Source organism: Caulobacter sp. Root487D2Y (genome assembly GCF_001427165.1).
GTDB lineage: Bacteria > Pseudomonadota > Alphaproteobacteria > Caulobacterales > Caulobacteraceae > Caulobacter.
In genome coordinates this window covers 84,739-96,266 of the sequence record NZ_LMFD01000009.1, presented here as the reverse complement: position 1 = coordinate 96,266, position 11,528 = coordinate 84,739, and the positions used below count along the sequence as shown (strand labels likewise).

Annotated in this window: 12 protein-coding genes; 6 read left to right on the top strand and 6 right to left on the bottom strand. The window is 67.9% G+C overall.

Features of this window, described 5'->3' with window-relative positions; translation table 11 throughout:
• Window positions 1-6: 6 nt before the first annotated feature.
• Entirely contained in the window at window positions 7-606 is a 600-nt protein-coding gene (locus ASD38_RS07980; protein ID WP_056459146.1) for a hypothetical protein, read from the bottom strand.
• Window positions 607-812: 206 nt separating this feature from the next.
• Here ASD38_RS07980 and ASD38_RS07975 point away from each other — a divergent pair, with 206 nt between their 5' ends.
• Together ASD38_RS07975 and gatB are read left to right on the top strand one after the other, a co-directional pair.
• Complete coding sequence (locus tag ASD38_RS07975; protein ID WP_056459145.1) at window positions 813-1,211, top strand: endonuclease domain-containing protein; 399 nt, start codon at window positions 813-815, stop codon at window positions 1,209-1,211.
• A gap of 29 nt (window positions 1,212-1,240) precedes the next feature.
• Window positions 1,241-2,740, top strand: a complete 1,500-nt coding sequence (gene gatB, locus ASD38_RS07970) for an Asp-tRNA(Asn)/Glu-tRNA(Gln) amidotransferase subunit GatB (protein WP_056459142.1) — start codon at window positions 1,241-1,243, stop codon at window positions 2,738-2,740.
• Between the two features lie 69 nt (window positions 2,741-2,809).
• Here gatB and ASD38_RS07965 read toward each other — a convergent pair whose 3' ends face one another.
• The 4 genes from ASD38_RS07965 to ASD38_RS07950 all read right to left on the bottom strand — a co-directional run bounded on the left by ASD38_RS07965 (window position 2,810) and on the right by ASD38_RS07950 (window position 6,930).
• Window positions 2,810-5,083 carry an alkaline phosphatase family protein gene (locus tag ASD38_RS07965; RefSeq protein ID WP_056459140.1) on the bottom strand — a complete coding sequence of 758 codons (2,274 nt, stop codon included), beginning with the start codon at window positions 5,081-5,083 and terminating at the stop codon, window positions 2,810-2,812.
• Window positions 5,084-5,119: 36 nt separating this feature from the next.
• Entirely contained in the window at window positions 5,120-5,590 is a 471-nt protein-coding gene (locus ASD38_RS07960; RefSeq protein WP_056441457.1) for a hypothetical protein, read from the bottom strand.
• Between the two features lie 184 nt (window positions 5,591-5,774).
• The gene (locus ASD38_RS07955) at window positions 5,775-6,125 is read right to left on the bottom strand and encodes a hypothetical protein (protein ID WP_056441454.1); all 351 of its coding nucleotides are present in this window, start codon (window positions 6,123-6,125) and stop codon (window positions 5,775-5,777) included.
• A gap of 274 nt (window positions 6,126-6,399) precedes the next feature.
• Window positions 6,400-6,930 carry an RcnB family protein gene (locus tag ASD38_RS07950; RefSeq protein WP_082554748.1) on the bottom strand — a complete coding sequence of 177 codons (531 nt, stop codon included), beginning with the start codon at window positions 6,928-6,930 and terminating at the stop codon, window positions 6,400-6,402.
• Between the two features lie 213 nt (window positions 6,931-7,143).
• On the opposite strand from ASD38_RS07950, the gene ASD38_RS07945 reads away from it, so the two are divergent.
• Together ASD38_RS07945 and ASD38_RS07940 are read left to right on the top strand one after the other, a co-directional pair.
• The gene (locus ASD38_RS07945; RefSeq protein WP_056441447.1) at window positions 7,144-7,869 is read left to right on the top strand and encodes a glutathione S-transferase N-terminal domain-containing protein; all 726 of its coding nucleotides are present in this window, start codon (window positions 7,144-7,146) and stop codon (window positions 7,867-7,869) included.
• Between the two features lie 175 nt (window positions 7,870-8,044).
• Entirely contained in the window at window positions 8,045-8,323 is a 279-nt protein-coding gene (locus ASD38_RS07940) for a sel1 repeat family protein (protein ID WP_056441444.1), read from the top strand.
• Between the two features lie 46 nt (window positions 8,324-8,369).
• Here ASD38_RS07940 and ASD38_RS07935 read toward each other — a convergent pair whose 3' ends face one another.
• The gene (locus tag ASD38_RS07935; protein ID WP_056441442.1) at window positions 8,370-9,110 is read right to left on the bottom strand and encodes a polysaccharide biosynthesis/export family protein; all 741 of its coding nucleotides are present in this window, start codon (window positions 9,108-9,110) and stop codon (window positions 8,370-8,372) included.
• 84 nt (window positions 9,111-9,194) lie between these two features.
• Here ASD38_RS07935 and ASD38_RS07930 point away from each other — a divergent pair, with 84 nt between their 5' ends.
• Window positions 9,195-10,694, top strand: coding sequence for a GumC family protein (locus ASD38_RS07930; RefSeq protein ID WP_056441440.1), 1,500 nt, complete (start codon window positions 9,195-9,197; stop codon window positions 10,692-10,694).
• 105 nt (window positions 10,695-10,799) lie between these two features.
• Complete coding sequence (locus ASD38_RS07925; protein ID WP_056459138.1) at window positions 10,800-11,501, top strand: hypothetical protein; 702 nt, start codon at window positions 10,800-10,802, stop codon at window positions 11,499-11,501.
• Window positions 11,502-11,528 lie beyond the last annotated feature (27 nt).

Sequence of the window (11,528 nt, the reverse complement as noted above, 5' to 3'; positions counted from 1 at the left end):
ACTGAATTACATCGGGACGTCCGGCGTGACCGGCGTGACCGGCGTGAGCGGAGCGGGCGTCGGGGCCGGAGCCGGGGTCGGCGCGGCCGGGGCCGCGATCACCGTGGTCGGGGCGGGCGCCGCGACCGGCGCGGGAACCGTCGCGCTGACGTTGGACGAGGCCGACCCGGCGTCGGACGCGCTCGCCGGGGCCGCGCGGCGGGCCGGAGCGGCGCGCTTGGCCGGAGCGGCGGCGCGCGGCGGCGCGGTGGTCTCGGCGCGGGCGACCTGGGTCGGGGCCGGCGCGGCGGGCTTGTCGGCCAGCGGAGCCGGCGTCGGCATCGGGGCCGGCGGTTGGGCGGCCGGCAGCGGCGTGGCCTCGGCGACCTGGGCGGGCGCCGCCTGGTCGACGGTCGGGGTCTGGGCCGGATGGCTCATCATGCCCCAGGCCAGGGCGCCGGCGGCGACGGCCAGCACCGGCAGGCCGACGAGCAGCGGCAGGTTGGACGAAGACTTCTTCGCCGGCTTGCGAGCATAGATGGGCGCGCTCGGAAACAGAGCCGAGGAATCGGCCCCGCTGACCGGCGTGGTGTAGGGTTCGCTGGCGTCGAGGTTCAGAACAGCCATGATTTCCTCCTGCGAGTTATTCGCTTCGGGAGAGTCAACGGGAGGCTCCGGTGGCGGTTCCGCTCGGCGCTAAATGGTCCCGGTGTTGACAAGAATTGGCCGTTTTTCAGGTTGGGCGAAATCATCATCTCAGCGACGCTCAAGTGATCTTTCCCTCCCCCTTGCGGGGAGGGTGGCCCCGAAGGGGTCGGGTGGGGGATCAAGCCATGAGCGTCAAACGCGCGAGAGCTTTGAGGAAGACGATGAGCATCCAAGAGGTCCGCCTGTGGCTGAGGCTTCGAGGGCTCAGAGCCGAGGGATTTCATTTCCGAGGGCAGGCTCCGTTGTTGGGCTACTTCCCAGACTTCATCTGCCTGAACCGGCGGCTCGTCGTGGAAGTCGATGGGCCTCACCGTGCCGAGTTGGAACAGGTCGCCCATGACGAATATCGCGACCAAGTTTTGCGGCGTTCGGGCTTCCAAACCTTGCGCTTCCCGACCCGTGCGGTGCATGAGGATATCGACGCGGTCGTGGGCGTGATTTGTCAGGCCTTGAGCGCAGCGAGCCCCACCCGACCCCTTCGGGGCCACCCTCCCCACAAGGGCGAGGGAAGGGACCTAAGTTAATGGCCGTCTACGTGGCCAGGAATTGAGACATGACCGAAACCGCCTCTTCCAAAGTGATCCAAGGCCGCACCGGCCCCTGGGAAATCGTTCTCGGCCTCGAGGTCCACGCCCAGGTCGCCAGCGTGTCCAAGCTGTTCTCCGGCGCCGCCGTCGGCTTCGGCGCGGGTCCGAACCAGCAGGTCAGCCTGGTGGACGCGGCCATGCCCGGCATGCTGCCCGTCCTGAACCGGTTCTGCGTCGAGCAGGCGGTGAAGACGGGCCTGGGCCTGAAGGCGCAGATCAATCTGAAGAGCCGTTTCGACCGGAAGAACTACTTCTATCCCGACCTGCCGCAGGGCTATCAGATCAGCCAGTTCGACCAGCCGATCGTCGGCGAGGGCGTGGTGACCGTCGAGCGTGACGACGGCACGACCTTCGACGTGCGCATCGAACGCCTGCACCTGGAGCAGGACGCCGGCAAGTCGCTGCACGACCAGGACCCGAACGCCACCTATGTCGACCTGAACCGCGCGGGCACGGCGTTGATGGAGATCGTCTCCAGGCCCGACATGCGCACCTCCGAGGAGGCCGCCGCCTACGTCAAGAAGCTGCGCACGATCCTGGTCTATCTGGGCACCTGCGACGGCGACATGGAGAAGGGCAATCTGCGCGCCGACGTCAACGTCTCGGTCTGCCGCCCCGGCGCCTACGAGAAGTACCGCGCGACCGGCAGCTTCGAGCACCTGGGCACGCGCTGCGAGATCAAGAACGTCAACTCCTACCGCTACATCCAGCAGGCCATCGAATACGAAGCCCGTCGCCAGATCGAGATCCTGGAGGACGGCGGCAAGATCGACCAGGAGACCCGGCTGTTCGACCCGAACAAGCTGGAGACCCGCTCGATGCGCAGCAAGGAAGAGGCGCACGACTATCGCTACTTCCCCGATCCGGACCTGCTGCCGCTGGTGCTGGACCCGGCCTGGGTGAAGGAGATCGAAGAGACCTTGCCGGAACTGCCGGACGCCAAGAAGGCGCGCCTGCAGAGCCAGTACGGCCTGTCGGCCTACGACGCCGGCGTGCTGATCATCGAAGCCGACCGCGCCGACTATTTCGAAACCGCCGCGAAGGGCCGCGACGCCAAGCTGGTGTCCAACTGGGTGACCAACGAACTGCTGTCCAAGCTGTCGGCCCATGGCCACGAGATCGCCGCCTCGCCGCTGCCGGCCTCGGACATCGCCGAACTGGTCGAACTGATCGAGAACGGCACGATCTCGTCGAAGATCGCCAAGGAGGTCTTCGAGCACATGTGGGCCGGCGAGGGCCGTCCGGCGCAGATCGTCGAGGCGCGCGGCCTGGTGCAGATCAACGACACCGGCGCCATCGAGGCGGCGATCGACACGCTGATCGCGGCCAATCCCGACAAGGCCGAGGCCGTGAAGGAAAAGCCCCAGGCCATCGGCTGGTTCGTCGGCCAGGTGATGAAGGAGACCGGCGGCAAGGCCAATCCGGCCACCGTCAACGAACTGCTGCGGAGCAAGTTGGGATTCTAGACCCGCTCCACCAGCGCCACGACAAGGGCCCGTCGCGCGAGCGGCGGGCCCTTCTTCGTGGGCTGGAGCCTAGGCCTGGTTCCTGGGAGGGCGCCGGGTCGGCGGCTTCCGCGGCTTTGGCGGCGTCTGGGGCGGCGGCGCGCCGTGCAGCGTCAGGGGCTCGAAGGGCCGGCCCGGACGGGTCAGCTTGCGCACCCGCAGCCGCGCCTCGTGGATGAAGCGTCGGGCGTCGGCTTCGGTGCGGACCGCGCGGTACTGCGGGGTCAGCTCACGCTTGGCCTTCAGCCGGCCCGGACCGTACGAAGTGGCCTTGCGGTAGGCCACGTGCATGAAGCCCCAGAACGAGGCCGGCACGGGCCGGCCTTCGCCGATCACCGGCGGCTCGCCGCCCGGCGGCCGGGTGTCGCCGTGGGTGATGGGCGCATCGATGCGACGGGTCGGCGGGGCGTTGGTCGACGGCGGGGCGCCGGGCGCGCCGGTCAGGGGCGAGCTGCTTTCCCCGATGTCCGACTCGTCCGCCTCGGGCAGGCCGTTGTCGACCGCCCAGGTGAGCGCCGCCCGGGTGCACTCGAAGCCGGAGTCCGGAACCTCTGGCAGGACCGTGGGCGCGTCGGTGCGCGGCGCGCTGCGATTGAACAGGTGCAGGAAGTCCTTGGCCGCGCCGTCGCGCCGGGTCAGGGGCGAGAACTTGAACAACAGGCCCAGGGAGCGGACCAGCGAGCTGTGGTCATAGACGGTGTGGTCGATGACCCCGCGATTGATCCAGGGCGAGACGATCACCGTCGGCACCCGCACGCCCAGCCGCTTGAAGTCGAAATTGTGATGGTTGTTGGAGGCGGCGGCCAGCTGGTCGCCGGGCGCGACGGCCGTGGGCGGTTTGACGTGGTCGAAGAAGCCGCCGTGCTCGTCATAGGTGATGATCAGGGCGCTGCGGTCCCAGTGCGGCGAGTTGCGGATGGTCTCGTAGACCGCCTTGATCAGCCGCTCGCCCCGGGTGACGTCGTCCAAGGGGTGCTGGGACGTGCCGCAGGTATAGTCCCCCGGCGTGGTCGGCAGGATGTTACCGTAGCTGGGTTCGATGAAGATGTAGGACGGCTCGAAGTCGGGCTTGTTCACCTCCTCGGCGAACTCGTCCATGTCGGTGAAGCAGCCGCCCAGCGCCGCCAGGGTCATGCCCTTGATGGCGAAGCATTGCGGCAGCTCGTCGCCCTCGAAGACCCGCCAGTCGACGCAGTTGCTGTCCAGGGCGTCGAACACCGTGCCGTTCTCGAAGCTGTAGCCGTCGATCAGCTCGGCCGCCGCGCTATCCAGGCCGCTGGGGCTGTCGTCCAGGCCGCCGGAGCTGGCGGCGTGGACGAAGAAGCGGTTGGGCCAGGTTGGGCCGGGCAGGGAGCCGAACCAGGCGTCGCAGACGGCGAACTCCCGGGCCAGGGTGGTGATGATCGGCACGTTGGCCGGGTCGAAGCAGTTCATGACGTTGGCCGGATGCGCCGAGCCCGCATCCTCGTAATTGAAGACGAAGCCGTTGTTCTGCGGGACCGGATAGGGATGGACGGTGTTGTTGTCCCACGCCGTGTCCCCGGTCATCTGCAGCAGGATGTTGATGAACTCGTGCGGCGGGTCCTTGTCCGCGTCGACGATCTTGAAGACGGCGTCCGGCGTGGGGCTGACGGCGACGCCGCCGCGCGTCAGGTTGGTGAAGGGCGGCTGGGTCAGGTCCTGGCCGGCGAAGTCGTCGGCCCGCGTGGGTTGGCCAGCGGGGTCGGTCCCGGTCAGGGCGGCGAAGCCCAGCAGGTGGTCGTACGAGCGGTTCTCCAGCATCAGCACGAAGACCTTCTCGACCTTGCGCGGCATGGACGACTTGCCGCCGGCCTTGAAGGTGCAGACAAGGCCGTTCCAGGCCGTGCACACCGTTCGGAAGATCCAGCCGACGATCGTGCACACGGCCTTGAAGATCCACAGGAAGATCTTGCAGACCCACTTGGCGACCCAGTACCAGGCCTTGCAGACCCATTTGGCGACCCAGTACCAGGCCTTGCAGACCCACTTGGCCACCCAGTACCAGGCCTTGCAGACCCATTTGGCGACCCAGTAGTAGGCCTTGCACGCCCAACTGCACGGCCACCAGGTGCAGCAGTGGCTGGAGCCTTCGTCGGCCCAGTTTCCGCACTCGTTCGAGCCCTCGTCGGCCCAGTTTCCGCACTCGTTGGAGCCCTCGTCGGCCCAGGTCGAACACTTGGACGAGCCTTCGTCGGCCCACGACACGCAGCCGGACTTGGCCTCGTCCAGAACCTCGTGACAGTCCATCACGAGACCATCGACGACCTGGGTGCATTTCGACATCTGGGTCTCCCGGAGAGTGGCTTTTGGGGACGCGGACTAGAGGGGGCCGACCGCGGCGCGGCCGAGTTCGGCGATGGCGCGGACCGTGGCGCGGCGGAAGCGGGCGGCGCCCAGCGCCAGGCCGGCCAGCTTGCCCGCCACGCCGGCGACGATCCCGGCCGCCAGGGTCAGGGCCAGGGTGCGGAGCGCCAGGCCCAGGAGCGGCGCGTCGTGGCCTTGGGTCAGGCTCCAGGTCGCGGCCAGACCCATGGCGATCAAGGCGCTGACGGCGCTGGTCGCGCAGCCGCAGACGCGCTGGAAGCGCTGTTGCTCCTCGCGCCAGGCGCGGGTCGCGGGGTTCTCATAGGGAAGGCGGGCGGTGGCCGGCAGTCGCCGGGCCTGGCTCGGACGGTCATGCATCAGGGCGAGCAGATCGAGCGTGGCGTGAAAGGCCGCGTCGGAGCGCGCGCCCTCGGCCTCGGCGGAAGCGTCGTCGATCACCCAGCCGTGTCGCGCGGACTGCCCCATGCCCCGAACCCCGCGCCGGGCGACAGGTCCGTCCGACCCGTCCCTACTCGGCGCTTCGCCAGCATGACGCGAAGCCTGAGCGGAGTGCAACAAAAAGTGTCGTGACGACGTATTGCGCGCTCAACGTGCACGAAAAGGCCCGCCGCGCGAACGCGACGGGCCCGGTTTCGCCTAGGACCGCGCCCTACGGCTTCGGCGTCTCGGCGCTGGGGTCGGTGGTTTCCGCGCCGGCCGGCTTGCTGTGCTTCTTGGTCTTCTTGTCGGGCTTGGCGTCGGCGGCCGGAGCGGCGGCGTCGGTCGAGCTGTCGGAGGCGGTGGCCGAGCTGGGCGTGCCGCTGGCGGCGGCGCTGTCGGCGCTCGAGGACGGCGCGGGCGTGGCCGCCGGATCCGACGGCGAGGTCGTGGACGAGGAGGGCGCGCTTTGGGTGGTCTGGGCCGTCGGATCGGTGGCCGGCGCCTGCTGGGCCAGGGCCGACCCGGCGAAGCCGGCGAGGGTCAGGGCGGCGACGACGGTCGGGATGCGGAGCTTGGTCATGGAAGCGTCTCGTTACTGTCGCGTCGGAAAGTGACACGGCCGAGACGCTGATCCGCGAATGCGGTGGGAATGGCTCGCCAATCGGGCGGTCTCGCCGCATGCGCGGCGACGATGCGGCGAATGGCGACGCTTCCCGAGTGTCTCGGAAAGCATCGCCAAGCCCGTCAGGTCGACTTCGCCTAGAGCCCCGACCTGATTGCATCAGGCTGGGCTCTAGATTTGTTTCAACGCATTTTCTTCACGCGAACCGGAATCCACTTCGCTCGAAAATGCTTTAGTTGTCGATGATGTCGAAGATCAGTCCGGTCGCGATCGCCGCCAGAACGTAGTCGTTGCCGGCGCGATACCAGTAGTAGCCGCGGGGCGGCGGACGCAGGTTATAGTATCCGTAGTCCTGGATGACATAGGCGCCGCCGCGATAGTAGGGCGGCAGGTAGCCGCCGCGACGCCAGGCGGTGTAGCCGGGACGATAGCCCGGGCGGCCGTAGTAATAGGCCGGCGGCGCGCCATAGCTCCAGCGGTTGTTGTAATAGTAGCCGTTGTGGCGGCCGTTATCCCAGCGGCTGTCGTGATCGCCCCAGCCGTTGTGGCGGCCGTAGTCGTGGCGGCCGTAGTCGCGACCGCCGTCGTGGCGACCCCCATCGTAGCGGCCTCCATCATGACGACCCCCGTCGCGGCCGCCATGGTCGCGCCCGCCGTGACGGTCGCCGCCACGGCCGCGATCCTGGGCCGAAGCGTCGCCGGCCATGGCCATCGGGCCGGCCACGGCGGCCATGGCCGCGATGGTGAGCAACAAGCGCTTCATTCCGACGTCTCCTTCTTCGGTCGGCGGTCCGACAACCGCCTTATCCCTCGACCGTGAAGCCAGTTTCCGTCGCCATGGCTGAACCTGATCTGAACGGCGCCGTCAGGCTTGGGCGCGACGGCCTTGGCGGCGGCCCGGGTCGGGACCATGTTGGTGGTCAAACGAAACGTCCCTAAGACGTAACGCCGCACAACCGCCCAAGGGAGCCCGCCGATGAGCCGTCCGATCGAGCTGTACTACTGGCCAACGCCGAACGGCTGGAAGATCTCCGTCGCCCTGGAGGAGATGGGGCTGCCCTACACGATGATCCCGGTGAACATCGGGGCGGGCGAACAGTTCAAACCGGACTTCCTGGCCATCAGCCCCAACAACCGCATGCCGGCCATCGTCGATCCGGACGGTCCGGACGGCCAGCCGATCTCGGTCTTCGAGTCCGGCGCCATCCTGCAGTACCTGGGGCGCAAGACCGGCAAGTTCTATGGGGCCAACGAGCGAGAGCGGGTCGACATCGACCAGTGGCTGATGTGGCAGATGGGCGGCCTCGGCCCCATGGCCGGCCAGACCCACCATTTCCGCCAGTACGCCGCGGCGATCGTCAGCGATCAGCGACAGATCGCCTATGGCGCCATCCGCTACACCAACGAGACCCACCGGCTGTACGGCGTGCTGAACAAGCAGCTGAACGGCAAGGATTTCATCTGCGGCCAATTGTCCATCGCCGATTTCGCGTGCTGGGGATGGGTCGTTCCGTGGAAAAATCAGGGCATCATCCTGGAAGAATTCCCGCATCTGCAGGCCTGGTTCGAGCGCATGGCGGCGCGCGAGGCCGTCGAGCGGGGCTTCAAGCTGGGAGCGGAACTGCGCCGCCAGGGGCTGCAAGCGCCTGGGAAAGCTCAGGAAGAGGCCCGAAAGGTCCTGTTCGGTCAGCGCGCCCGTTAATACGCTGTATACGGTGGTTTACACTCAGTAACACCCGTGAATGGTTTATGTATTCATGGGTAAGATTCATGATGTCAGCGCCTTTAACTATATGTTCAGTGGCGATGGACTTTTCTGTTCTCGCAGCCAAGCGGAGCCAGAACGGCGACGCGGGTTGGGAAGGGGAACTGAAGCCATGATGATGAGTATCGAACCGCCGGCCGCCATCCACGGGATCCCGCTGCCGACCACCGACACCTCGGGCGACGAGCTGTTCCGCATGGGCCTGCTGTACTCGACCGGCCAGGGCGGCGCGCCGCTGGACTACGTGTCGGCCCACATGCTGTTCAACCTGGCCGCCCTGCGCGGTTCGGTCGAGGCCAAGGTCTATCGCAAGGAAATCTCGCAGGAGATGGCCAGCGAGGATGTCGCCGAAGCCCAGCGCCAGGCGCGCGAATGGCTGGCCCACGGCTGAATCCTGACGGGTTCAGCCCACGCCTTTCTAGACCGCGTGAAAGGCTTCAGTTTCCGCTGAAGCCGTTGACCGCGTAGCTGAAGCTGATCGGCAGCAGGTCGCGGAAGTACTGCTGCATGAACAGGCCCGCCTCGGACACCCCGCTGCGCGGCACATAGACCACGTCGAACCGACGAAGCGGCACCAAGTCCGTCCGGCCGTTGGTCATCCCCGTCAGCAGGTCCGCCGTGCGCAGCATGGCCCGCCCGCCCGGGCCGCGACGAATGATCACCACCGATGTGCGCTTGGCCGAGGTCTTGAACCCGCCGGCCTGGATGACGGCCCGCAGGGCGTCGCCGTCGCCGGCCATGTCGTAGACGCCCGGATTGCCGACCTCCCCGCCCACGAACACCTTCAACGGCGCCGTCGCCTTGATGGACACCTGCGCCTGCGGTCGCAGCAGCTGGGCCGAGTAGGCCTGGGTGATCGCGCTTTCCAGTTCGGCGATCGTGCGGTCGGCGGCCATCACCGGCGCGATCAGCGGCAAAGCGACGCGGCCGTCCGGTTGGACCACCACGGACTTGTTCAATTCGCTCGCCGAGGGCACGGTGATTTCGACTTCGTCGCCCGGATAAAACCGGTAGTCCGGCTCCTGATCCGACCAGTCGGCATAGCCGATATCGGAAAAAGTGGCCGTCGGACGGGCCGCGGGCGTGATCGGTTCGCGATCCACGTGACCGCAGGCGGTCAGGCCGAGGGCCGCGAAGGGCAGGGCAAGAGCCGCCGAAAGGATGGTGCGCCTGTGCATGCGGCAAGTCTTAACAGATATAGGTAACGAAGCCTTAAGCCGCCCACGGTCAGGGTGCGGCTGGGGACTGTCAGTCGGATTCTTATGTCAACCACCAGCGCCTGGAGCAGCGTGCCGCACGACCCGCCGTCGCGTAGCGACTGGGCGGCGCGCGCCCGCTATGCGCCGACCGACTTCGTCACCCTGCTGTGGCGCGAGCGCTGGCTGATGCTGGGGGTGTTCCTGGTCCTGTTCCTGCTGGGCCTGGCCTTCGCCACCACGATGAAGAAGACCTACACCGCCCAATCCAGCCTGTTCGTCCGCCTGGGCCAGGAATATGTCTACGAGCCCCGCGCCGGCGACGCCGCCCGCGGCGCCGTTCCCGATGTCGATCAGGTGATCCAGTCGGAATCCGAGATCCTGGGCAGCGGCGAACTGCGCGACCGGGTGATCCGCAAGGTCGGCTTCGGCAAGGTCTTTCCGGGCAGCGCGGCGAAATACGCCGTCGCCTCGCCGGAGGGCAAGCGCAAGCTGATGGCCGAGGGCCGCGACGCGGTGGCCCGCAGCCTGAAGATCGAGACCGCCCCCGACAATTCAATCATCCGCCTGGCCTATTCCAACGAGGATCCCGAGATCGCCGAGAAGGTGCTCAACACCTTGCTCGAGGAGTACCTGATCTATCGCCGCAGCCTGCTGATCGGCTCCAGCGACAATGGGCTGGAGCGCCAGCGCGACCTGTTCGCCCAGAAGCTGGCCCAGAACGACGCCGCCTATCAGGCCTTCCTGTCGGGCAACGACATCGGAGACTTCGCCGCCCAGAAGGCGGCTCTGACCCAACTGCAGGCCCAGGCCGAGTCGCAGAAATACGCCACCGAGGCGCAGCTGCAGGACCGCATGGGCCGCCTGGCCTCGGTCGAGGGCGAGCTGGCCAGGACGCCGGCCGACACCGTGCTTTACCGCGACAGCGACATGTCCGCCCCCGCCAAGCTGGCCCAGTTGAAGCTGGATCGCGAAGGGCTGCTGGCCCGCTATCGCCCCGACGCCCAGCCCGTCCGCGACATCGAGGCCCAGATCGCCCAGCTGGAGCAGGGCGTGGCGTCGGGCCGCACCAACGGCGATGGGGCGCGCCGCAGCGGTCCCAACCCGATCTGGCAGACCCTGCAGTCCACCCGAAACGACCTCGCCGCCGAGGTCGCCGCGCTTCGGCAATCCCTGGCCGCCTACACCCAGCAGGTCCAGGACGTGAACCAGCGCCTGCTGCGCCTGTCCGAGCTGGAGCCGACCTTCAACCAGCTGTCGCGCGACCGCGACGTGCTGTCGACCAACGTCCGCGACTTCACGGTCAAGGAACAGCAGGACCAGGCCCAGCGGCAGATGTCGGCCCAGGGCAGCGACAACATCCGCATCGTCCAGCGCGCCGTGGCCCCCTCGACCGGCAAGAGCCTGAGGAAGCCGATCATCGTGCTGGCCTTCCTGTTCGCGGCCTTCACCGCCGCCTGCGCGGGCCTGGTGCGCATGCTGCTGCGCCCCGGCCTGCAGACCCCGGCCTCGGCCTCGCGCACCCTGGGCCTGCCGGTCCTGGCCACCGCCCACTACAAGCGCTGACCTTCCCGCCCGTCTCGAGCCGCGGTGTGGGCGCTTTCGTCGCCTTTCGCGCGAAGGCGTTTGGGCATTAGGGTAAACGGTCAAGAACGCACGGCGATTCGGCGAATGGTGGATTTGAACGTCGAGATGGCGGAGCTGTGGGGATCCTTGGGAACCCCCGCGCCCGGCCGCGCGCACGTCATCCAGTTCGTCGCCGCGCGCCGGGGGGAAGGAACCTCGACGGCCGCCCGCGAATTCGCCCGCTTCGCCGCCAAGCGGGCCGGCCGCAAGACCTGGCTGGTCGACCTGGATCTGGTCGACTCGCCGCAATACCAGGCCATCGCCGCCGATCCGGAACGCTACGGCCAGTTGGGCCGCGGGGCGCCGGCTTCGCCCGACGGCTCGGCCTTCTTCACCGTCCAGCCGCCGGCCCCCAAGCCCGGCGGCGGGGTGTGGCCCGACGCCAAGTACCTGACGGCCCACAGCGTCGGCGGCCCACGCTTCTGGGTGACCCGCTTCAACCGCGAGGCCCTGCGCGGGCGCCAGAAGGTGCACATCCTGCCCGGGGTCGAATACTGGTCCGCCCTGCGCCGCCATGCCGAGATCATCATCGTCGACAGCCCCTCGGCCGACCGCTCCCAGGCCGCCCTGACCCTGGCCCAGCACATGGACCAGACGGTGCTGGTGGTCAGCGCCCAGCAGCCCGACGTGCGGCCGCCGGGCCTGTTGCGCGACGCCCTGGCCTCGGCCGGCGGGCGCACGGCGGGCGTGTTCTTCAATCAGGCCTCGGTCCAGCCGCCGAAGTTCCTGAAAGCCATCCTCCCTTGAGGCCATTCCTGTCGAGGAAGAGGCCGT

Coding starts and splice junctions, on each gene's coding strand:
- ASD38_RS07980 (WP_056459146.1), bottom strand. CDS start 606: ATGGCTGTTCTGAACCTCGACGCCAGCGAACCCTACACCACGCCGGTC.
- ASD38_RS07975 (WP_056459145.1), top strand. CDS start 813: ATGAGCGTCAAACGCGCGAGAGCTTTGAGGAAGACGATGAGCATCCAA.
- gatB (WP_056459142.1), top strand. CDS start 1,241: ATGACCGAAACCGCCTCTTCCAAAGTGATCCAAGGCCGCACCGGCCCC.
- ASD38_RS07965 (WP_056459140.1), bottom strand. CDS start 5,083: ATGTCGAAATGCACCCAGGTCGTCGATGGTCTCGTGATGGACTGTCAC.
- ASD38_RS07960 (WP_056441457.1), bottom strand. CDS start 5,590: ATGGGGCAGTCCGCGCGACACGGCTGGGTGATCGACGACGCTTCCGCC.
- ASD38_RS07955 (WP_056441454.1), bottom strand. CDS start 6,125: ATGACCAAGCTCCGCATCCCGACCGTCGTCGCCGCCCTGACCCTCGCC.
- ASD38_RS07950 (WP_082554748.1), bottom strand. CDS start 6,930: ATGAAGCGCTTGTTGCTCACCATCGCGGCCATGGCCGCCGTGGCCGGC.
- ASD38_RS07945 (WP_056441447.1), top strand. CDS start 7,144: ATGAGCCGTCCGATCGAGCTGTACTACTGGCCAACGCCGAACGGCTGG.
- ASD38_RS07940 (WP_056441444.1), top strand. CDS start 8,045: ATGATGATGAGTATCGAACCGCCGGCCGCCATCCACGGGATCCCGCTG.
- ASD38_RS07935 (WP_056441442.1), bottom strand. CDS start 9,110: ATGCACAGGCGCACCATCCTTTCGGCGGCTCTTGCCCTGCCCTTCGCG.
- ASD38_RS07930 (WP_056441440.1), top strand. CDS start 9,195: ATGTCAACCACCAGCGCCTGGAGCAGCGTGCCGCACGACCCGCCGTCG.
- ASD38_RS07925 (WP_056459138.1), top strand. CDS start 10,800: ATGGTGGATTTGAACGTCGAGATGGCGGAGCTGTGGGGATCCTTGGGA.